Below are 21,626 nucleotides of genomic sequence, written 5' to 3'. Positions count from 1 at the left end.
CCGGAGGTTCGAATCCTCTCTCCCCGACCATTTTTTCGTTCAAGAACGAAAACGCCGCCCGCGCGAACGTTCTACCCTCCCTTTTGCGGGCAAATCAGGAATTTCTCGCCGGTCGTCTTGGCGTAATAGCGTTTGACGATATCGGACTGCAGCGCTTCGGCGAGCGATATTTCGTCCGTGTAATGGCTGGCGAATGTCGTCGTGAGTTCGTCGACGACGCGTTTGCGCAGCCGGTCGGCGACCTCCGGACCGGCCTTGGCGAGGAAATTGGGCAGCAGCCAGCCGCCCACGCCCCAGGCCATGCCATAGCCGCGCGTCAATATGGTCGGCGAGACGTCGAGCCCGCCATACAGATAGACCTGCTTGTGGGCGACGGAGCCGTAGATGCTGTACGCGCCCGGCGTGCGCGCGGCCGCCGCTTCCATGGCAGTCAATATCCTGGACGCAAGATCGCCGCCGCCGGTTGCGTCGAAGGCGAGGGTGGCGCCGGTTTCGTGCACCGCGTTGGTCAGCTCGGCGGCGAAATTCTCGCTGCTGGAGTTGCAAACATGTTTTGCGCCCATGGCGCGAAGCATGTCGGCCTGTTCTTCGCGGCGCACGATATTGACCAGTTCCACGCCGTCGTCCTGGCATATCCGGTTCAGCATCTGGCCGAGATTCGACGCCGCTGCCGTATGCACGAGCGCGGTGTGGCCTTCCATCCGCATCGTTTCGAGCATCGACAGGGCGGTGAGCGGATTGACGAAGCTGGAGGCGCCGTCCCTGGCCGTATGCTCCGGTTTCAGCGGCAGGCACATCGCGGCAGGCAGGCAGCGATAATGGGCGTACATCCCTCCGCCCATGACGGCGACCACCTTGCCGAGCAGCGCCTGTGCGCCCGCACCGTTGCCGGCGGCGACGACGGTTCCGGCGCCCTCGTTCCCGACCGGCAACGACTGGCCGATCCGGGCTTTCATGACCGCCATTCCCTGCGGCGATACGGGCGCGGTGAGAACGGTGTCATCTCCTTCGCCCGTCGAGCTGCACTCGGCCATATTGGCCCAGCCAAACATGACGCCGTGATCCGACGGGTTGATGGGCGTGGCCTCGATCTCGACGACGACCTCGTCCTCGCCGGGTGTCGGCATCGGGCGCTCCGTCAATTCCAGGCGGAGTTCCGCGTCCTCGGAAACGGTGGACAGCATCTGGCGGTAGGTCTGCGGCAGCGACATGAGATTCTCCTGGATGAGCCGGTCGGCGATACCGGTCCCGACATACAGCTTTCCGCCCTGCGCGCCACGGTCGATTCCGGAGCATCGTTCAACGGCCGGTTGACCCAAGTGTATTATAATAGTAACACACTGGGGCATCTCAAGCATGTGCCGATGCGCAGAGTGCCGATCGAGAAGAAGGAAAACCGTCCATGGAATCCGCCGAAGCGCTTCATACCGGGACCATCGGGCGGTTCGTCGGCTGGTCGCTGATCGGGACGATCGTCATCGGTATCGTCACCGCGCAGTTCTTGGGATCGGATATCAACATCAACCTCTCGGCCGATGTCGCCGCGGTCGCCGAAAGCATGCTCGAGGCGGAGCAGCGTTTGCGGGCCAGGGCCTGGATTGCCGCCCTGGCGTTCGCGCTGGAGGCCCTTGCCAGCGTTGGTTTCTTCCTCCTTCTTCGCAGATTCGGGCCGTTGCTGGCCGGCTGGAGCCTGTTCGTCGGCCTTGCCGCATCGCTGCTCATGCTGCTCGGCGCGGTATTCGCGCTCAACGCTGCCGAGATTGCCGGCGATTCTGCCTATGGCGCGATGGGCGGCGAAACCCGAACAATGCTCGCAAGCTTGCAGGCGACGTCGGATTACACGTCATTCCATCTGGGGTTGGTCCTTTCCGCGACGGCGAAAGCGGGGTTTTTCGCGCTGTTCCTCAAATCGAACCTGATCCCGAAGATCATCGCGGGCTGGGGCTTGTTTGCCTCGCTGTTCGTGGCCGTGACGATCGTCGCGCGCGATTTCATTCCGATGCTTGGACATGGCACGATCACCATGGCGTTCATGCTTTCGAACCTGATCGCGCTGGTCTCCACCGGGCTCTATCTGGGCATACGCGGTGTCCGGACCGGCTGAGCGGGCCCGCGTCAAAGGCTCGCCAGTCTCGCCCGCCAGTCTCTCGCCGGATGCGCCGCCTCGAATTCCGCGGCCAGCGTGTCGACCAGATCGGCCACGGGCATCACGGCGTCGATCAGCCCGACGCTCTGCCCGGCGCTCCAGATGTCCAGCCACGGCATGACGCCTTCGGGCATCTCGGTGCGTTCCTGCGGCAGCGTTTTGGGGTCGAGGCCGACGCGTTCGATCGAGGCGCGCATCCAGTTGGCGGGCACCCCGTTCATCGCCGCCGAGACGACGATTTCGTCGATCCCGGATTCCGGAATCATCGTGCGATGGCCGTCCGGCACGCCCGATTCCGGCGTCGCGATGAAGCGTGTGCCCATGCAGGCGATGTCGGCGCCGAGCGCCAGCGCGCCGGCGATGCCGTATCCGTCAGCGATGCCGCCGGCGACGATCAGCGGGCCGTCGAATATCCGCCGCACGGCCGGCACGAAGGCGAAGGGCGTGATGAAACCCGTATGCCCGCCGGCGCCCGAACAGGTCAGCATCAACCCGTCGGCGCCGACGTCGAGCGCCTTTTTCGCGTGGCGCATCGTCGTCACGTCCTGGATCACCTTGCCGCCCCAGCCATGTGCGCGCTCGATCACCGCGCTGGGATCGCCGAGGCTCGACAGGATCAGCGGCGCGCGATGCTTTTCCAGCAGGTCGAGCTTGGCCGGGCCGGTCGGTTCGGTCGCGATCCGGGCGGGCAGGTTGACGATCGGCGATGCGCCGTCGACGCCGTCGAGCGCGTCTAGATAGGCCTCGAACTCGTCCATCGGCGTATAGGTGCCGCCCTGCCATCCGCCGAGCACGCCGGCCTTGCAGCATGCAACGGCGAGCGGCACGGCGCTGGCGATGGACATCGGCGCGCACATGAGCGGCAGGCGGAGATTGTCGAACAGGCCGGACTGGGTCATGCAAATCCTTGGGACGAGGGCGGAAGGTGTCCGCGCGATTGCGCGGGGTGCGGACAAGTGGCGGTCGGGGCTATCCCTGCTGCGCGGCGATCCAGCGCCGCATTTCGGATTCGAGCGTGCTGAGCGGGACCGAGCCGAGCGCGAGAATCGCGTCGTGGAAGGTCCGCCGGTCAAAATCCTCGCCCAGCGCCTCCTCCGCCTCGCCGCGCAGCCGGCGGATCGTCAGTTCGCCCAGCTTGTAGGCCAGCGCTTGGCCGGGCCAGCTGATATAGCGGTCGATCTCGGTCCCGACTTCATGATCGGACAGCGCGGTGTTGGACGCCAGATAGTCGATCGCCTGCTGGCGGGACCAGCCATAATGATGGAGGCCGGTATCGATGACGAGCCGCGCCGCGCGCCACATCTCGTAGGTCAGCCGCCCGAAATTCTCGTAGGGCGTGCGGTAGATGCCCATCTCGATGCCGAGATATTCGGTATAGAGCCCCCACCCTTCGCCATAGCCCGAGAAATAGGTGTAGCGGCGGAATTCGGGACCCGATTCCCGCTCTTCGGCGAGCGCCGCCTGCATCGAGTGGCCTGGCGCGCATTCGTGCAGGGTCAGCGCGGGGAGGTTGTAGAGCGGGCGGCTGGGCAGGTTGTAGGTGTTCATCAGGCAGCTTTCGAGCCCGCCGCGCCCGGCTGTGTAGAAGGGCGCGATCTCGTCCGGCACCGGCAGGATCGTGAAGCGCCGGCGGGGGAGCAGGCCGATCACGTCGCCCAAGGTCGCATTGGCCCGCACCGCGACATAGGCGGAAAACATCATCAGCTCTTCGGGCGTCTGGGCATAGAATTGCGGATCGGTGCGCAGGAAGGTCAGGAATTCCTCGAACGATCCCTCGAAACCGGTTTCGGCGATCGTCGCGTCCATCTCGGCGCGGATGCGGGCGACTTCGTCGAGGCCGATCTGGTGGATTTCCTCGGCCGACAGGTCGAGCGTCGTATATTCGCGGATCTGCGCGGCATAATAGGCCGGGCCGTCGGGCAGGCTGCTCGCGCCGGTTTCCGTCCGCGCGCCCGGATAATAATCCTCGCGATAGAAGCGCAGCAGATCGGCGAAGGCCGGGGCGACCGCATCGCGGATCACGGTCCGCGCTTCCGCCCGAAACGCCTCCTGCTGGTCCGCCGGGATCGTCACCGGCATCTCGGCGAAGCGCGCGAAGAAGGGATTGGCCTCCGGATCGGTCTCGGCATAGGGCGCGATCGCCGCGTCGCGGCCGGCGAGCGTCACCTGCGGGACGGTAAATCCGCGCGCCAGGCCGGCCCGCATATTGGCGATATTCTCGGCGAAGTAGCGCGGAAGGTCGCGGAGCCGGCCCAGGAACCGGCGATAGTCGGCTGCCGTCGTCAGCTGGCCCGGCCGCGGGTTGAGGCCCGTCCAGAAGGCGCTGTCGCTGTTGAGCGGCATTTCCCATTCGCGATATTCGGCATCGGCGATGGCGATCTCCAGATTGGTCCGGAACACCGAGGCGTTGATCCGTTCGGCATCGGACAGCGCCTCCACGGGAATCGCGTCCAGCCGGGCCAGCATGTCGCGGCGATGGACGAGGCGGCGCTGCTGGGTCTCGGGATCGGCGGCGGGCAGCCGGTCGCCGCGGACGAGCTCGCCATCTTCGTCGCGAACCTGCGCGAACTCCTCCATCCGCCATGCCCAGTCCGCCTCGTAGAGCGCGCGGAGTTGCGCGTCAGCGCTGGCCGGGGGGGCTTCCGTCTGGGCGGCTGTCGCGCCCCCGGTCGGTACGGCGAGCAGGGCGCAGCAGAGAGCGATGGCGAACGGCGAATGGTGGGCGGTCATGTCGGGATATCCTCGCGCAGTGGTGGGCGGGATGGGCTTAGCGCGTCGTTTCGAGTGTATCAAACCGGTCGCGCGTCATCACATAGCGCAACCCCGCCATGTCCCGATGGCCGAACTCGCCTTCCGCGGCGGCGCGTTCGACGGGGCCAGCGCAGGAGAAGCCGAGACCTTCCAGGAGCCGTATCGACGCCAGATTGTCCTCGACGGTGTCGGCGTTGAGCCGTTGGATCCCGAAATTGCCGAACAGATAGTCTATCAGCGCGCGCATGGCGTCGGCGGCGTGACCGCGACCCTGCGCTTCGGGCAGCAGGGTGACGAATACTTCCAGCGTGCCGTTGCCCGAATCGGCCGCACCGGCGGCCCCGAGATAGGCGTCGGTATCCGGATCGGCGATCGTCAGCGAGAATACCGGTTCTTCCGTCGCATAGCTGTCGATCACGGCCTCCATCATCGCCGCCGCGCCGTCCGGAGTCTTCTGTTCGGCGGTGAATCCCATATAGCGGGTCGCCTCGGGGTCGGTAACGAACGCCTCGAATGCGGGCAGGTCGGACGGCCGATGGGGACGCAGACAGACGCCGTTGCCGTGGATGACGGCGGGTATCCTCAGCATGATGGCGTCCCAGCATGGACAATCCGTACCGGCGTCCACGGGACGGAACACATCCTCGATCCGGGCCGCGAAAACGCGGGCGATATCGAACGCCAGCGGCAGGCTCGGATCATAGCGGCCATTTTCGATCGCGTTGACGGTTTGCCGCGAAACGCCGAGCAGTGCGGCCAGATCCTGCTGGGTGAGGCCACGTGTCTTGCGGAGCGTGCGGACGCGGTTTTCGATTCGATTGCGATCGTCATCCAACGCCGACCTCCGGACTCTCGCGTACGCCGGTCCCGGCGCTGCCTTCTCCATAGCCCAGGTGGCGCATGGCATTTCCCCTCAAACAGTCCGCAGAACGCGTTATGCCGTTGGGTCAAATTTGTAAAGGAAGCTTTCCATTTTGCGGCCACAGCCCGGATTTGCGGTCTGGACGCGTCCCCATGGCCACGTTACGCCTCCGTAAAGTCTCCGGACGAAAATATGGGATGCAGCGATGGGCGAGAAAGCGATCAGCGCCGAGGGCGTGGCCGAGAAGGACCGGCTGAACGAGGACAATCTCGAGGCCTGGATGCGCGAGCATGTCGACGGTTTCGCCGGGCTCGCCGCTTATACGAAATTTCCCGGCGGCCAATCCAACCCGACCTACCGGATCGAAGACGAGGCGGGGCGCGCCTATGTGCTGCGTCGCAAGCCGTTCGGCCCGATCCTGCCCTCGGCCCATGCGGTCGACCGGGAATTCCGGGTGATCTCCGGTCTCCATCCGGCGGGCTTTCCGGTCGCGCGGCCCTATGCGCTGTGCGAGGATGACGCCGTCATCGGCGCGGCCTTCTACATCATGGAGATGGTCGAGGGCCGGACCTTCTGGGACGGGATGCTGCCCGAACTCGAGCCGACCGAGCGGACCTCCGTCTACCGTTCGATGATCGGCACGCTCGCGCGCCTGCACAACCTGGATCATGTCGAGCTCGGCCTCGAGAATCACGGCAAGACCGGCAATTATTTCGAACGCCAGATCAACACCTGGACCAAACAGTATCGCCGCGCCGAGACCGAGACGATCGAAGAAGTCGAGAAGCTGATCGAATGGCTGCCCGAAACGGTGCCCGAGCAGACGCGCACCTCGGTCATCCATGGCGACTATCGCATCGACAACATGATTTACGCGCCCGACCGGCCCGAGGTCGTCGCGGTGCTCGACTGGGAACTCTCGACGCTCGGCGATCCGCTGGCCGATTTCACCTATCTCGCAATGAACTGGGTGATGGAGGGCACGGGCACCGCGTCGCTCGGCGGGCAGGATCTCGAGGGAACGGGCATCCCGACCTTGGAAGAGGCGACGGCGCTTTATTGCGAGCTCACGAACCGCGACGCGGTGCCCGATCTCAACTGGTATTTCGCCTATAACCTGTTCCGGCTGACCGGCATCCTGCAGGGGATCAAGAAGCGCTGGCTAGACGGCACGGCCTCCTCCGCCGAAGCGGAGGAGCGGTCGAAGCGCGTGCCCGAACTGGCGGCGGCGGCCTGGGGCTTCGCCCGCGCCGCCGGCGCTCCGGAATAGGAGGAGGAAACCATGTCGCTCTTCGATCTGGACGGCAAGGTCGCGATCATCACCGGTTCCTCGCGCGGCATCGGCAAGGCCACGGCGGCGGAGATGGCGGCCAATGGCGGCCGGGTCGTCATCTCGAGCCGGAAGGCGGCGCCCTGCGAGGAGGTCGCCGCCGCGATCAATGCCGAGCATGGCGAGGGGACGGCGATCGCCGTCCCGGCCAATATCTCCTCCAAAGAGGATCTGCAGACTCTCGTCGACGAAACGCGCAAGGCCTTCGGCCGGATCGACATCCTGGTCTGCAACGCGGCGACCAATCCGCATTTCGGGCCGATGGCGACGATCGAGGACGCGCAGTTCCGCAAGATTCTCGACAACAATATCCTCTCCAACCACTGGCTGATCCAGATGGTCGCGCCCGAGATGCGCGAGCGCAGGGAAGGCTCGATCATCATCGTCTCCTCGATCGGCGGTTTGCGGGGCTCGGTCGACATCGGCACCTATTGCATCTCGAAGGCCGCCGACATGCAGCTGGCGCGCAATCTCGCGCACGAATTCGGGGACGACAATATCCGCGTCAACTGCATCGCACCCGGGCTGATCCGCACCGACATGGCGCGCGCGCTGTGGGAAAACCCCGAAATCGAGAAGCATGTGACGTCGACGACGCCGCTGCACCGCATCGGCGAACCGCACGAGATTGCAGGCGCCGCCGTCTATCTCGCCTCTTCCGCTTCGACCTATACGACCGGACAGGTCATCGTCGTCGATGGCGGCCGCACGATCTAGCCCAAAGGAAATGCAATGAACCGCTTCGAAGGAAAATCGATTATCGTCACGGGCGCGGGCTCCGGCATCGGACGCGCGACGGCCAGGCGTTTCGCGGCGGAAGGCGGCAAGGTCGTGTGCGCCGACAAGATGCCGACCGTGCACGAGACGGTGGAAGAGATCGCGGCCGATGGCGGCACGGCGATCGGCGTCGAGATGGACGCCGGCAGCGAGAGCGAGGTGCAGGCGCTGGTCGAGCGGGCGGTCGGCGAGTTCGGCGGGCTCGATATCCTGTTCGCCAATGCCGGGATCACCGGCGGCCTGCAGGGCGGCCTGTTCGACAGCGATGCGGACAGCTGGGCCGAGGTGCTGCGCGTCAACCTGATCGGCCCGTTCCTCGCGATCAAATATGGCGCGCCGGAGATCGAGAAGCGCGGCGGCGGCGCGATCATCTGCACGGCGTCTGTCGCCGGCATCCGCTCGGGAGCGGGGCCGAGCAGCTATTCGGCGTCGAAGGCGGGCGTCATCAACCTGGTGAAGACGGCCGCGCAGCAGATGACCGGCAGCAACGTCCGGATCAACGCGGTCTGCCCCGGCATCATCGAGACCGGGATGACCAAGCCGGTCTACGACTATGCGCGCGAAAAGGGCGTCGAGGGCAAGATCGGCCAACTCAACCCGCTGAAGCGCGGCGGGCAGCCGGAGGAACTGGCGGGCGCCGTCACCTTCCTCGCCTCGGACGACGCCAGCTATGTCAACGGCCAGGCGCTCGCGGTCGATGGCGGGCTGTCCTCCTCGCACCCGGTCACGCGGCAGATGCCGAAACAGGCGGCGGTCTGATGGCGGGCGATTTCTTCGACGGGAAGGTAGCGATCGTCACCGGCGGCAGCCGGGGCATCGGCGCCGCCACGGTGGAGAAGCTCGCCGGGCGCGGCGCGAAGGTCGCGATCAACTATTCGTCGAGCAGGGACGAGGCCGAGGCGATGGCCGCCGGGATCGGCGACCATGCTATCGCCGTGCATGCCGATCTGGCGGCGGGCGAGGCGGGCAAGCTCGCCGAGGCGACGCTTGCCGAATGGGGCCGGATCGACCTGCTCGTCAACAATGCCGGCACGACCAAATTCGCCAATCACGAGGATCTCGACGCGCTGTCGGCCGAGGATTTCACGGACATCTACCGGCTCAACGTCGTCGCGGCCTATGAGATGATTCGCGCCTGCGCGCCCGCGATGCGCGAGGCAGGGCCCGGGTCGGTCGTCAATGTCGCGTCGATTGCCGGGACGCACGGGATCGGTTCGTCGGTCGCCTATGCCGCGTCCAAGGGGGCCATGGTCACCATGACCAAGTCGCTGGCCCGCGCCCTGGCGCCGGATATCCGCGTGAATGCAGTATGCCCCGGCTATGTCGGAACCGGCTGGTTCGCGGACCGGCTCGGCGAGGACGGGCTCAAGGCGATGAACGAGATGGTCGCGAGCAAGGTGCCGCTGGCAAGGGCCGGGCAGGCCGAGGACGTTGCGGACGGCATCCTGATGTTCCTCGACGATGCGACGCGGCTGGTGACGGGCGAGACGCTGCTGCTCGATGCGGGCTCGCATCTCGACCTCCGGCTTTCGCGGCGGCCCGGGCAGGAGATTTGATCGCATGAAATATCGCAAACTTGGATCGAGCGATCTCGAAGTTTCGGAAATCTCGCTGGGCACCTGGCTGACCACCGGCGTCGGAATCGAGAAGGAAACGGCGATCGCCTGCATCGACCGCGCGTTCGATCTCGGGATCAATTTCATCGACACCGCCAACGCCTATGGCCGGGGCGCCTCGGAGCGGGTGATCGGCGCGGCGCTGAATGACCGGCCGCGCGACAGCTATGTGCTCGCTACCAAGGTCTATTTCCCGATGTCCGACACCGATCGCGGGCTCTCGCGCGAACAGATATTGAAGCAGGTCGACGCCTCGCTCGAGCGGCTGCAGACCGATCATGTCGATCTCTACCAGTGCCACCGCTATGATGAGGACACGCCGCTCGAAGAGACGATGACGGCGCTGACCGATATCGTGAAGGCGGGCAAGGTCCGCTATATCGGCTTTTCCGAGTGGGAGCCCGATCATATCCGCGCGGCGCTGGACATGGTGCCCGAAGTCGAGAAGTTCGTTTCGAGCCAGCCGCAATATTCGCTGCTCTGGCGGCGCCCCGAAAAGGCCGTGATCCCGCTCTGCGCGGCAAACGGCATTTCGCAGATCGTCTGGTCGCCGCTGGGCCAGGGCGTGCTGACCGGAAAATATGACGCCGACCGCCCGCCGCCCGAGGACAGCCGCGCGGCGAGCGACGATATGGGCGGCTTCATGGAGCGGTTGATGAAGCCCGAAGTCATTCGCGGTGTCGAGCGGATCAGGCCGCTGGCCGAACAGGCGGGCTGCACAATGGCCCAGTTCGCGCTCGCCTGGGTGCTGCGCGAGCCCAATGTCGCCTCTGCGATCGTGGGTGCGAGCCGGCCCGACCAGCTCGACGACAATGCGGCCGCGAGCGGGCTGGAGATCGATCCGGCCCTCTTCGCGGAAGCCGAAAAAATCGTCGCCGCCATTCCCCGGGATTGAGCGGCCTGTCTAGTCTCAAAACACGTTAGTCCTGAGCTTGTCGAAGGACGTCTATCGGCGGAGAAGCGCCCTTCGACAGGCTAGGGCTAACGGACTCTTTGTAAAACGAAGATATGCAAATGAACCTACAGCAAATTCTAAAAAGCTTCTCGCCGACCGGCGAAGGCCATAGCGTCGAAATCCCCTTGACCTGGATGCAGGGGCGGACGGCCTATGGCGGGCTCAGCGCCGCGCTCGGCCTGCACGCCGCGCAGCAGTCGGAGGAGGGCCTGCCGCCGCTTCGCTCGGCGCAGATATCCTTTATCGGCCCGCTGGCGGGCGCGGTGACGATCACCACCAAGCTGCTCCGGCGCGGGCGGACGGCCGCCTTCATCCAGTCCGATATCCATTCGGAAAAGGGACTGGGGCTGCGCGCGATCTACGTCTTCATGCAGGCGCTCGAATCCGAGGTCGATTATGCGCATCACGACGCACCCGATATCGGCCCGCCGCCGCCCGACGAGGAATTGCGCTCGGGCCCGCCCGAATTCTTCACTCATCATTTCCAGTATCGCGAGAGCCGCCACCCCGACGCGGACGGCAAGCCGCGCTTCACCCGCTGGATGCGGCTCGCCGAGCGCGGCGGGATCGATCCGATGGTCGAACTGATCCTGATGGGCGATTCCCTGCCGCCGGCGGCCGTCGCGCTGCAATCGCGGGGCGCGCCGGTCAGTTCGATCAACTGGTTCGCCAATATCCTCGAGCCGGCGCCGGTGACGGACAGCGGCTGGTGGCTCGTGCGCAGCGAATCCGATCTCGCGCGGCACGGCAACAGCAGCCAGCAGATGGGACTCTGGTCGACCGACGGCACGGCGGTGCTCGCCGGGATGCAGAGCGTCGCGCTGTTCAGCTAGGCGCGTCTATTCGGCGTAGAGCGGCTCGAAGCCGAAGACCCAGGGCGTCTCGGTATCGACCGTGACGCGGACCGCGCGGATCTGCGGCGCGCCGTAGACCTGGAGCCGGGTGATATTGTCATAGAGCGGCGCTTCGCCTTCCCCGCGTTCGATCATGAACGGTCGGTCGATCACGAACTCGTGGAAATCGCCGTTGATCAGCAGGACGGGCTTGCCGAAGTGCGCCGCATAGTCGCGGACGGCGAAGACGATCCAGCCATAGGGCCCGGCCTCGCCGCCGCGGATCGCGGACCCGGTCAGGTTGCCGCCCTCGCCGTCGACGAACATGCCGGCGTGCAGCGCGATGACGACCGCGGGCGCGTCCTGCTCCTCGGCCCGTTCGAAGGTTTCCCGGAGCCAGGCGATATTCGCCCGGTTGCGCTGCGCGGCGGCCCGGAAGCGCGCTTCGTCGTTGATCCGGAAATCGGCATCGGAACCGGGCATATGGACGGTCGCGAAGACGACGCCGTCCCGTTCCCATCGCGCATTCTCGACCATCTCGGAGAATTCGCCGCCGCCATCCGACTGGCGCATCAGCGGCATGGGATCCGCGCCCAGGCTTTGCGGCGCGGCGAAGAATACCGAGCGCAAGGTGGAGAGCGCGGCGAGCACATCGACATAGCTGGAATTGGCGAAAGCGTTTTCGAACCGATAGGCCTCGGCCAGCGCCTGCCGGTCGTCCTCGCTGCCGATCCCGGCGAAGGCGCGCAGGATTTCGACGCGGCGGCAATCGGTCCACTCATTGTCGCCGGGCGTATAGACGACCGGGTGGTCGTAGCGGCCGAACCAGCCCAGCGCGTCGCGATAGCTGTCTTCGGTGCAGGGGCGGGCGCCCCAGATATCGCCGACATGGATGGTGAAGGCTGGATCGGCGGCGTTTATGGTCTGGATCAGCCGGTCGTAGCGCGGCAGGTCGTCGGGCAGGTTGTACGCCGTATCGCCGAGCGCGACGAAGCTGAACCGTTCGGCCGCCGCGGGCGCGGCGAGCAGCGCCAGACCCGCGACCAGCCATCGCACCGGATTGATGAACCGCCCCCTCATGCTCCGCTCCTTCTGTCTACGCGATCGCTTCCTCTTTCTCGTCGACGCCGAAATAGAGGTTCGGCAGATCCTTTTTGAGGATCTTGCCATTGGCGTTGCGCGGCAGCGTGTCCTCAACGAACACGATCTTGACCGGTACCTTGAACTTGGCGAGCCGCTCCGCGACCCAGGCCTGCAGCTCCGCTTCGCTGACCGCGTGCCCGGGCGCCAGATGGACGACGGCGGCCGGTTCCTCGCCGAGTTGCTTGTGCGGAATGCCGACCAGCGCCGCATCGGTCACGGCCGGATGATCGTACAGCACGTTTTCGACCTCCGACGAATAGATATTCTCGCCGCCGCGGATGATCATGTCCTTGGCGCGGTCGCAAATATAGCAGAACCCTTCCTCGTCGAGCTTGGCGAGATCGCCGGTGCGGATCCAGCCGTCGACGAAGGTTTCCGCATTAGCTTCCGGCTTGTTCCAATATTCGCGGACGACCATCGCGCCATAGGCCCAAAGCTCGCCGATCTCGCCGGTCGGCAATTCGCGCGTGCCGTCCTCGGACATGATCTTGAGCTTGGCGACCGGAACGGGCGGGCCGCAGCTGTCGGGTCGGTTGAGATAGTCTTCCGCGCTGTGACCGGTCACGGTTCCGGAGGTTTCGGTCATCCCCCAGCCCATGGCGGGCGAGGATTTGAATTCGCTCTTGATCTTCCGAACCAGGTCCGGCGAGGCGGGCGCGCCGCCATAGGTGATGCTGTTGAGGCTCGACAGATCATATTTGTCGCGATCCGGGTGTTCGAGAATCTGCCAGGCGATCGTCGGAACGCCGCCGGTCAGCGTGACCTTTTCGCGCTCGATGATCTCCATCGCGCGAACCGTGTCCCATTTCCGCATCATGACCAGTTTCGATCCGCCGGCCATGATCGGGCCCATCATCGCCGTGCATCCGGTCACGTGGAACAGCGGGATGACGAGGAGCACGCACATCGGCTCGGGCAATGTGCCGGGCGGCGGCAGCTCTTCGCCCCGCCGCAATGCGCCGCGCGTCGTCGCGAAGGCCGACGAGAGCAGATTGGTCAGCGAGTTGCGATGCGTGGCGACCGCGCCTTTCGGCTGGCCCGTCGTGCCGCTGGTATAGAGGATGGAGGCGTCGGTCTCGGGGCCGATGTCCGCCTGGGGAAAGTCGGTATCGGGCAGATCGGGCCATTCATGGCTCGTGCCGATCAGGTCGGCCAACGCGACGATGCCGTCGTCCAGCTCTCCGCCCGGCCGCGTCACGATGATCGTCTCGATGGCGGGCAGGTTTTCGAGATGCGGTTTTATCCGCTCGTAAAGCTGGCCATCGGCGATCAGCGCCTTCGCGCCGGAATCCTGCAGGCCATATTCGAGTTCGCCGCCCGTCCACCAGCCGTTGAGCGGCACCGCGATCGCGCCCAGCGAGAGCGTCGCGAAATAGGTCACCGGCCATTCGGGCAGGTTGCGCGCCGCAAGCGCGACCCGGTCGCCCTTCTCGACGCCCAGCTCGCGCAGCTTGTGCGCCAGGGTGGCCGCTGCCTTGAACCAGGCGTCGTAGGTTACCCGCTCGTCTTCGAAGACGATGAATTCGCGTTCGCCGAAGGCCGCGCGGGCGAGCCGGGCGAAATCGGCGAAGGTGGGCGGAATGCTCTTCCACACGGTCGTCGGACGGCCGTTGATCTCGACCTCTTCGGTGGCGAACGGACTGCCCTCGGACGTCAGGATCGCGTTCGCCTGGGCAAGCGACATGACCGGCCAGTCGGGATGGTCGGGATTCAGGTTGATTTCCGTCACGTAAACTCTCTCCACAGGAATAGGCCGGTAGATTCGCGAATCCCCGGCTTCTGGCTTTTGTTCTAGCTATGGCGCGCAGGGACTAATCTCAAGGGCGCAGGCAGGTTTCCGCAACGACAGCCTTGCCAGCGCCCCGGGCGATGCGCGACAAGCGAAAGAAAAAACCCTGCAGGAGTCTCCTCCATGTCCGTGATCACCACCGAACGTCATGGCGACGTGTTCGTCATCATCTCCAACAACCCGCCGGTCAACGCCTTGGGTCAGGCCGTCCGGGCCGGGCTGGCGGAAGGCATCGAGGAGGCACTGGGCGACGACGGCGTCCAGGCGGTGGTCATCCGCTGCGACGGACGGACCTTTTTCGCCGGCGCCGACATCACCGAATTCGGCAAGCCGCCTCAGGGCCCCGGCCTGGGCGAGGTGCTCGACAGGATCGAGGCGAGCGACAAGCCGGTCGTCGCCGCGATCCACGGCACCGCGCTCGGCGGCGGCTGCGAGGTTGCGCTGGCCTGCCACTATCGGGTGGCGGTGCCCTCGGCGAAGCTCGGCCTGCCGGAGGTCAAGCTCGGGCTGATACCGGGCGCCGCGGGAACGCAGCGCCTGCCGCGCATCGTCGGCGCCGAAGCGGCGCTGCCGATGGTCGTGGTCGGCGACCCGATTCCGGCGAAGAAAGCCGAAAGCATCGGTCTCGTCGATGCGATCGTCGGCGAGGACAGCCTGGCCGAGGATGCGATCCGCTTCGCCCGCGGCCAGATCGGCAAGCCCGTCCCGCGCTCGAGCGAGGGCACCGCGAATCGCGACGGCGTCGAAAACCCCGCGATCTTCGACGAATTCCGCGCCAGGCACGGCCGCAGGCTCCGCGGCTTCGACGCGCCCGAGGCGGGAATCCAGGCGGTCAAGGCGGCCGGCGAAATGTCGTACGAGGACGGCGTCGCCAGGGAACGCGAACTCTTTATGGGCCTGATGGCCGGCACCCAATCGGCGGCCATGCGCCACTATTTCTTCGCCGAGCGCGCCGCGAACAAGATCGAGGGAATCGCCAAGGATATCGAACTGATCCCGATCCGGAAGGTCGGCGTGATCGGCGCGGGCACGATGGGCGGCGGCATTTCGATGAACTTCCTCTCGGCCGGCATCCCGATCACCATTCTCGAAATGGAGCAGGAAGCGCTCGATCGCGGCACGGGCGTGATGCGCAAGAATTACGAGCGCACGGCCAAGCGCGGCCGGATGACCGGCGAGCAGGTCGAGCAGGCGATGGGCCTGCTCACGCCGACGCTCGACTATGCCGATCTCGCCGATTGCGATCTCGTGATCGAGGCCGTGTTCGAGAATATGGATGTGAAGAAACAGGTGTTCGCGAAGCTCGACGCGACCGTGAAGCAGGGCGCGATCCTCGCCTCCAACACGTCGTATCTCAACGTCGACGAGATCGCGACGGCGACGCAGCGGCCCGAAGCCGTTCTCGGCCTGCACTTCTTCTCGCCCGCCAATGTCATGAAGCTGCTCGAGGTGGTGCGCGGCGACAAGACCTCCGACCAGGTCCTGGCGACCTGCATGAAGCTGGCGAAGAAGATCGGCAAGATCGCCGTGGTCGCCGGGGTGTGCGACGGCTTTATCGGCAACCGGATGCTCAGCCCGCGCCAGCAACAGGCCAATGCGCTGATCATGGAAGGCGCCAATTACTGGGAGGTGGACGAGGTGCTGCTCGATTTCGGCTTCCCGATGGGGCCGTTTCAGATGTCCGATCTCGCCGGGCTCGATATCGGCTGGCATCGCGATCCGACGCGGATCGAAAGCGTCCGGGACGCGCTGTGCGCGATGGACCGGCGCGGCCAAAAAACGGGGGCGGGCTTCTACGACTATGACGAAGCGCGCCAACGCACGCCGTCCGATACGGTAAAGGATGTCATCGCCGAATTCGCCGAGAAGCAGGGGGTCGAGCGGCGGGAGATTTCGAGGGACGAGATTCGGGAACGGCTGCTCTACCCGATGGTCAACGAGGGCGCGCTGATCCTTGAGGAGGGCATGGCCCAGCGCGCGAGCGATATCGATGTCGTCTGGATCAACGGCTATGGCTGGCCGCTCTATACGGGCGGCCCGATGTTCTGGGCCGACACGATCGGGCTCGATACGGTCGTCGCGGGCCTCGAAAAGCATCGCGACCGGCTCGGCGGGAATTTCCGGCTGTCGCAGCTGCTTGCGGATAAGGCGGAAAAGGGTGATCGGTTCAATTAGCCGTCTCTTGTCCCGTTAGCCCTGAGCCTGTCAAAGGGCGTTTTCGGACGGATAATCGGGCTTTGACAGGCTCAGCCCTGACGGTTCATGGAGAAAAGACGTGATCGAAACCACCGAGCGCACCGCCATCGAAACCGCCCGGGCGATCACCAGGGGCGAGACCAGCGCCGTCGCCGAGTGCGAGGCGGCGATCGCACGGATCGAGGAGCGCGACGCCGATATCAACGCCGTCGTCGTCCGCGATTTCGACCGCGCGCTGGATGCGGCGCGTGCGGCCGATGCGGCGCGCGCGGCGGGCGAGGCGAAGCCGCTGCTCGGCGTGCCGATGACGATCAAGGAATCGCACGATATCGCCGGACTGCCGACGACCTGGGGCGTCGAGGCGGCGAAGGATTTCATCGCGCAGAAGGACTCGCTGGTCGTGCAGCGTCTGAAATCCGCAGGAGCCGTTTTTCTGGGCAAGACCAATGTGCCGCCGATGCTGGCCGACTGGCAGTCCGACAATCCGGTTTACGGCCGCACCAGCAACCCGCACGACCTCTCGCGCGTCGTTGGCGGCTCGTCGGGCGGTTCGGCGGCGGCGCTGGCGGCCGGGATGGTGCCGCTCGAATATGGGTCCGATATCGGCGGATCGATCCGCATCCCGGCCCATTATTGCGGGGTCTACGGTCTCAAGCCCAGCTACGGCGTCGTTCCGCTGGAGGGCCATTATTTCCCCGGAACCGACGGTGCGGACGTGCCGCTTTCGGTGACGGGGCCGATGGCGCGGTCGGCCGAGGATCTCGCGCTGGCGCTCAATCTGACCTCCGACATCGCGCTGCCGGGCGCGCCATCGCGCTCGCTCGCCGATTATCGGCTGCTCGTCGTCACCGAAACCGATCTCGCGGTTGCCGACGAAGCGATCGTCGCGGCGGTCGAACGGGCCGCGGATCGCTGCGAAAAGGCCGGCGCGACGGTGTCGCGGGCGAGCGACCTGCTGCCCGATCTCGCCGCGCTGCACGGCCAGTATCTGCACATGCTGCTGACGGTCCTCGCGGTGCGCGATCCCGCGTCCGACTATCCGCTCCCCGATCTGCCGGCCTGGTGCGACATGCTCGACCAGCAGGCGCGCGCCCGGCGGCAGTATCGCGCATTGTTCGAGCAATTCGACGCGATCCTTTGCCCCAATGCCGGCAACACCGCTTTCGAACACAGTGCGGTGCCGATGGCCGACCGCACGCTCCCGATCAACGGCGAAGAGATCGAGTTCGGCCGGCAGTTCGGCTGGGTCAGCGTCGCCACCTATCCGGGGCTTCCCGCGACCAGCGTACCGATCGGCGAGGATGCGGACGGGCTGCCGATCGGGCTCCAGATTATCGGCGGCATGCACGCCGATCACACGGTCGTCGAGCTGGCGCGGCTGATCGGGGGGCTTTGTTTGTCAGACTCGACCTAGCGGCCGGTGCGGCGAACTTTCGCCAGAAAGTTTCTGACAAAGAAGCGCCCCTTGCCATAGCCCATCAGCTATGCTTGACGTTAACGGAAACCAGCCGCGTGGTGCGGCCAGCGAAAGAGGATGGCAATGGCAGGGCTGAGCGACGAACAGGCGATGCTGCGCGACATGGCGCGCGAATGGTCGGACAAGGAAAACCCGGTCAGCGCGTTCCGCAAGATGCGCGATGCGGGCCATGAGGAAGGCTATGATCCGGCGGTCTACCGGCAGATGGTCGAGATGGGCTGGACCGGCATCGTCATTCCCGAGGACCATGGCGGCAGCGGCTTCGGCTTCACCGGGCTCGGCCTCGTGCTCGAGGAACTCGGGCGCAATGTGGCCGCGGCGCCGCTCGCCGCGTCTTCGGCGGCGGCGGTCGCCATCATGCTCGGCGGGTCGGACGAACAGAAAGCCAGATATCTGCCCCGGATCGCCAGCGGCGAACTCGTCGCCGCGCTCGCCATCGACGAGGGCGCGCATCACGATCCCGACAAGATCGAGACCGCGGTCGAAGGCGGCAGGCTCAACGGCACCAAGGCGTTCGTGGCCGAGGGCGACAGCGCGGGACTGTTCGTCGTCGCGGCGAAAGACGGCCTCTATCTGGTCGATGGCGACGCGGACGGGGTATCGCGGTCGAACCGCAAGATCGTCGACTCGCGCAGCCATGCCGAGATCAGGCTGGAGGACGTCGCGGTCGGCAATGATTCGCGGCTGGCCGAAGGCGGCGACGATCTGCGCGACAAGGTGCTGGATTGCGCGCGCGTGATCGCCTGTGCCGAGATGCTGGGCCTTGCCGTCCAGGCGTTTGCGACGACGAACGAGTATCTCAAGACCCGCGTCCAGTTCGGCCAGACCCTGTCGAGCTTCCAGGCGCTCCAGCATCGCATGGCCGAGATGTTCGGCGATATCGAGATGATGCGCTCCGCCGTCGAAGCGGCGCTCGCCGCGCTCGACGCCGATATCGGCAGCGCGGGACAGGCGGTGGCCATCGCCAAGGCGACGGCGAACGATGTCGTCCATCGCATCACGCACGAGATGATCCAGCTGCATGGCGGGATCGGCATGACCGACGAGCATGATGCGGGCTTCTATTTCAAGCGCGCGCGCGTGCTCGAGAACCAGTGGGGCAATGCGGGTTTCCATCGCGAGCGCTTCGCCCGGTTCAACGGCTATTGATCGGCGCGCTGCCTCCCCGCCGGACGTGACCGGCGATCGGCCCGATACGCGCCGGGCGGAGGCAGACTATGAGCGGTTCGTCGAGGACAATCTCCGCCGCAACTATATAGCGCATTTCGCGCACGGCATGCTGGGGATGACGGGTTTCCGCATCCTGATGGCGCCGACCTTCCTGCCGGCCTATCTGTTCGCGTTGACCGGGTCGAACGCGCTGGTCGGCGTCGGCCAGGCCCTGCTCCAGGCGGGCGCGGCGGTCTCGCCCGTGATGAGCGCATCCAATATCGAGCATCGCAGGCGGGTCATGCCGGTGGCGCTCTGGATCGGCATCGCGATGCGCGTCCAGATTCTGGGCATGGCGCTCGCCGGCTATTTCCTCACCGGCTCGCCGCTACTCCTGGCGACGTTCCTGTTCCTCTTCCTGCTCGGCTTTTTCCAGGGCCAGCAGCGCGTCGTCTTCCAGATGCTGCTCTCCAAGGTGATCCCGATCGCGCGGCGCGGGCGGCTCCAGGCCTATCGCAACGTCGCGGGGGCGGGGATCGCGGCTTTGCTCTCCTATTTCGCCGGGGCCTGGTTCATCGAACAGGATGTGCTCGGCAACGGCTATGCGACGACCTTCCTGCTCTCCTTCGTCCTGACCAGCCTCGGCCTGTTCGTCCTCTACCGCTTCGTGCGCGAGCCCGAGCCGCCGACCGTCCGGCCGCAAATGCCGATGCGCGAGCGGCTGCGCGACATTCCCGAACTGCTGGCGGACCGCGACTATCGCTGGTTCCTGATCGCCCAGCTGTTCGCCGTCGCGGCGCGCATCTCGATGCCCTTCTATATCCTCTATGCCGCCGATGTGATGGAGCTGAGCGGCGCGGCGATCGGGCTGCTGACCGTCGCCTTTCTCGGCGCGGACACGGTCTCCAACCTGCTCTGGGGGCATCTGGGCGACCGGTTCGGGTACCGGCTGACGATGATCCTCGCGCTGCTCGTCTGGCTCGCCGCGCTGGCGCTGCTGCTCGGCGCGAGCGGTCCGGTGCCCATCTTCACCGCCTTCTTCGGGATCGGCGCCTCGCTTTCCGGCTATATGATGAGCGCCACGACGATCGTGCTCGAGTTCGGCAGCCGCGAGGATCTGCCGATGCGGCTGGCCTTCTCGACCTCCGCCGAAACCACGATGGCCGCGATCGGCCCGCTGCTCGGCGGCGTCATCGCGGCGGCGTTCGGCTATATCCCGCTATTCTGGATCTCGATCGGGCTGATCCTCGTCGCACTCGCGATCATGCTGTTCCGCGTGCGCGAACCGAGGACCCGGAGCTAGTCGATCTGCGCCTTGTCGAACCCGTCCCAGCAGCCGTCATAGTCGAGCTGCAACAGCGGGGTATCCATCGCGAAGCGCGTCGGCCGGATCGGCAGGCAGCTTTCGAACATGAATGCCATGGTGTCGTCGATCTTCTGCGGTTTCAGGTCGGCGGCCATCGCATTTTCGGTCGAGACCTTGTCGGGCCCGTGCGCGCTCATGCAATTGTGCAGGCTCGCCCCGCCCGGCGCGAAACCGCCGGCCTTGGCGTCATATTTGCCATGCACCAACCCCATGAATTCGCTCATGATATTGCGGTGGAACCAGGGCGGGCGGAAGGTGTCCTCGCCGACCAGCCAGCGCGGCGGGAAGATCACGAAATCGCAGTTCGCGACGCCCGAAGTTGGCGAAGGGGACGTGCATACGGTGAAAATCGAGGGGTCGGGATGGTCGAAGCTGATCGAACCGATCGTGTTGAAGCGGGAAAGCTCGTATTTGACCGGCGCGAGATTGCCGTGCCAGGCGATAACGTCGAACGGCGAGTGCCCAAGCGCCAACTTCCACAACCTTCCGGCAAACTTCTGGATCACTTGCGTCGGCGCATCGCCATCCTCGTGCCACGCGACGGGGCTCAGGAAATCGCGCGGATTGGCGAGCCCGTTCGAGCCGATCGGCCCGAGATCGGGGAGGCGGAACGGCGCCCCGTAATTCTCGCAGACATAGCCGCGCGCCGCCCCGTCCAGAAGGTCGACCCGGAACCGCAGCCCGCGCGGCAGGATCGCGATCTCGTTCGGCGCGACGTCGAGCAGGCCCATCTCGGTCGCGATCCGCAACCGCCCCTGCTGCGGCACGATCAGCATCTCGCCATCGGCGTTGAAAAAGGCGCGGCCCTCCATCGAGCGGTTGGCCGCGTAGAGATGGATCGCGATGCCGGCCTGGGCCGCGGCGTCGCCGTTCGCCGCCCAGGTGACGAGCCCGTCGACCCAGTCGAGTTCGGCCTCGGGCATCGGCAGCGGGTCCCAGCGCATCCGGTTGGGATCGAAATCCGCGCCCGATAGCGGCGCGGTCTCGATCCGCTCGCCGCCGCCATAGGGTTCGAACCGGCCGTGCATGGCGCTCGGCCGCATCCGGTAGAGCCAGCTGCGCCGGTTCTGGTCGCGCGGCACGGTGAAGGCGGTTCCCGAAAGCTGCTCGGCATAGAGGCCGAAGGCGGGCCGCTGCGGGCTGTTGCGGCCCTCGGGCAATGCGCCCGCCATCGCCTCGGTCGCGAACTCGTTGCCGAAGCCGGATTGATATTCAAGGTCGGTCATTTTTCTGTCT

The 21,626-nt window shown here is 65.8% G+C and carries 18 protein-coding genes and 1 pseudogene; 11 read left to right on the top strand and 8 right to left on the bottom strand.

Annotated features, from left to right (window positions below; translation table 11 throughout):
• Positions 1 to 71: 71 nt before the first annotated feature.
• Positions 72 to 1,211 (bottom strand): zinc-binding dehydrogenase, encoded by a 1,140-nt coding sequence (locus ACTS1X_RS09785; protein WP_442614203.1) that lies wholly within the window; start codon positions 1,209 to 1,211, stop codon positions 72 to 74.
• A 191-nt stretch (positions 1,212 to 1,402) separates the two neighbouring features.
• On the opposite strand from ACTS1X_RS09785, the gene ACTS1X_RS09780 reads away from it, so the two are divergent.
• Complete coding sequence (locus ACTS1X_RS09780) at positions 1,403 to 2,104, top strand: DUF4386 domain-containing protein (RefSeq protein WP_442614202.1); 702 nt, start codon at positions 1,403 to 1,405, stop codon at positions 2,102 to 2,104.
• A gap of 11 nt (positions 2,105 to 2,115) precedes the next feature.
• On the opposite strand, the gene ACTS1X_RS09775 is transcribed toward ACTS1X_RS09780, so the two are convergent.
• The 4 genes and pseudogenes from ACTS1X_RS09775 to ACTS1X_RS09760 all read right to left on the bottom strand — a co-directional run.
• On the bottom strand, positions 2,116 to 3,045 hold the full coding sequence (locus tag ACTS1X_RS09775) for an NAD(P)H-dependent flavin oxidoreductase (RefSeq protein WP_442614201.1): 930 nt from the start codon (positions 3,043 to 3,045) through the stop codon (positions 2,116 to 2,118).
• Positions 3,046 to 3,115: 70 nt separating this feature from the next.
• Positions 3,116 to 4,876 carry a DUF885 domain-containing protein gene (locus ACTS1X_RS09770; RefSeq protein ID WP_442614200.1) on the bottom strand — a complete coding sequence of 587 codons (1,761 nt, stop codon included), beginning with the start codon at positions 4,874 to 4,876 and terminating at the stop codon, positions 3,116 to 3,118.
• A gap of 37 nt (positions 4,877 to 4,913) precedes the next feature.
• Positions 4,914 to 5,486 (bottom strand): GNAT family N-acetyltransferase, encoded by a 573-nt coding sequence (locus ACTS1X_RS09765; RefSeq protein ID WP_442614205.1) that lies wholly within the window; start codon positions 5,484 to 5,486, stop codon positions 4,914 to 4,916.
• 45 nt (positions 5,487 to 5,531) lie between these two features.
• A pseudogene (locus ACTS1X_RS09760) lies at positions 5,532 to 5,711 on the bottom strand (helix-turn-helix transcriptional regulator); the annotation flags it as partial.
• A 253-nt stretch (positions 5,712 to 5,964) separates the two neighbouring features.
• Here ACTS1X_RS09760 and ACTS1X_RS09755 point away from each other — a divergent pair.
• The 6 genes from ACTS1X_RS09755 to ACTS1X_RS09730 all read left to right on the top strand — a co-directional run bounded on the left by ACTS1X_RS09755 (position 5,965) and on the right by ACTS1X_RS09730 (position 11,270).
• Positions 5,965 to 7,029 (top strand): phosphotransferase family protein, encoded by a 1,065-nt coding sequence (locus tag ACTS1X_RS09755; protein WP_442614199.1) that lies wholly within the window; start codon positions 5,965 to 5,967, stop codon positions 7,027 to 7,029.
• A gap of 12 nt (positions 7,030 to 7,041) precedes the next feature.
• Entirely contained in the window at positions 7,042 to 7,806 is a 765-nt protein-coding gene (locus ACTS1X_RS09750) for an SDR family NAD(P)-dependent oxidoreductase (protein ID WP_442614198.1), read from the top strand.
• Positions 7,807 to 7,821: 15 nt separating this feature from the next.
• The gene (locus ACTS1X_RS09745) at positions 7,822 to 8,625 is read left to right on the top strand and encodes an SDR family NAD(P)-dependent oxidoreductase (RefSeq protein ID WP_442614197.1); all 804 of its coding nucleotides are present in this window, start codon (positions 7,822 to 7,824) and stop codon (positions 8,623 to 8,625) included.
• Positions 8,625 to 9,422, top strand: a complete 798-nt coding sequence (locus tag ACTS1X_RS09740) for an SDR family NAD(P)-dependent oxidoreductase (protein WP_442614196.1) — start codon at positions 8,625 to 8,627, stop codon at positions 9,420 to 9,422. The genes ACTS1X_RS09745 and ACTS1X_RS09740 overlap by 1 nt, the downstream gene beginning before the upstream one ends.
• 4 nt (positions 9,423 to 9,426) lie before the next feature.
• The gene (locus ACTS1X_RS09735; RefSeq protein ID WP_442614195.1) at positions 9,427 to 10,377 is read left to right on the top strand and encodes an aldo/keto reductase family protein; all 951 of its coding nucleotides are present in this window, start codon (positions 9,427 to 9,429) and stop codon (positions 10,375 to 10,377) included.
• 119 nt (positions 10,378 to 10,496) lie between these two features.
• Positions 10,497 to 11,270 carry a thioesterase family protein gene (locus ACTS1X_RS09730; RefSeq protein ID WP_442614194.1) on the top strand — a complete coding sequence of 258 codons (774 nt, stop codon included), beginning with the start codon at positions 10,497 to 10,499 and terminating at the stop codon, positions 11,268 to 11,270.
• 6 nt (positions 11,271 to 11,276) lie between these two features.
• On the opposite strand, the gene ACTS1X_RS09725 is transcribed toward ACTS1X_RS09730, so the two are convergent.
• Positions 11,277 to 12,350, bottom strand: a complete 1,074-nt coding sequence (locus tag ACTS1X_RS09725; RefSeq protein WP_442614193.1) for a hypothetical protein — start codon at positions 12,348 to 12,350, stop codon at positions 11,277 to 11,279.
• A 16-nt stretch (positions 12,351 to 12,366) separates the two neighbouring features.
• Complete coding sequence (locus ACTS1X_RS09720) at positions 12,367 to 14,097, bottom strand: class I adenylate-forming enzyme family protein (protein WP_442614204.1); 1,731 nt, start codon at positions 14,095 to 14,097, stop codon at positions 12,367 to 12,369.
• A gap of 228 nt (positions 14,098 to 14,325) precedes the next feature.
• Here ACTS1X_RS09720 and ACTS1X_RS09715 point away from each other — a divergent pair, with 228 nt between their 5' ends.
• From ACTS1X_RS09715 to ACTS1X_RS09700, 4 genes are all read left to right on the top strand, one after another.
• Positions 14,326 to 16,377 carry a 3-hydroxyacyl-CoA dehydrogenase NAD-binding domain-containing protein gene (locus ACTS1X_RS09715; RefSeq protein ID WP_442614192.1) on the top strand — a complete coding sequence of 684 codons (2,052 nt, stop codon included), beginning with the start codon at positions 14,326 to 14,328 and terminating at the stop codon, positions 16,375 to 16,377.
• 100 nt (positions 16,378 to 16,477) lie between these two features.
• On the top strand, positions 16,478 to 17,812 hold the full coding sequence (locus ACTS1X_RS09710; protein WP_442614191.1) for an amidase family protein: 1,335 nt from the start codon (positions 16,478 to 16,480) through the stop codon (positions 17,810 to 17,812).
• 126 nt (positions 17,813 to 17,938) lie between these two features.
• Positions 17,939 to 19,024, top strand: a complete 1,086-nt coding sequence (locus ACTS1X_RS09705) for an acyl-CoA dehydrogenase family protein (RefSeq protein WP_442614190.1) — start codon at positions 17,939 to 17,941, stop codon at positions 19,022 to 19,024.
• Positions 19,025 to 19,049: 25 nt separating this feature from the next.
• Positions 19,050 to 20,327, top strand: a complete 1,278-nt coding sequence (locus tag ACTS1X_RS09700) for an MFS transporter (protein WP_442614189.1) — start codon at positions 19,050 to 19,052, stop codon at positions 20,325 to 20,327.
• Here ACTS1X_RS09700 and hmgA read toward each other — a convergent pair.
• Positions 20,324 to 21,616: a homogentisate 1,2-dioxygenase gene (hmgA, locus tag ACTS1X_RS09695; RefSeq protein WP_442614188.1), complete on the bottom strand. Its 1,293-nt coding sequence runs from the start codon at positions 21,614 to 21,616 to the stop codon at positions 20,324 to 20,326. The two genes, ACTS1X_RS09700 and hmgA, sit on opposite strands and share 4 nt — an antisense overlap.
• Positions 21,617 to 21,626: the final 10 nt, after the last annotated feature.

This window comes from Parasphingopyxis sp. (assembly GCF_052168275.1).
Taxonomy (GTDB): Bacteria; Pseudomonadota; Alphaproteobacteria; order Sphingomonadales; family Sphingomonadaceae; genus Parasphingopyxis.
The sequence above is the reverse complement of the archived record's forward strand: the minus strand, read 5'-3'. Positions and strand labels throughout refer to the sequence as shown.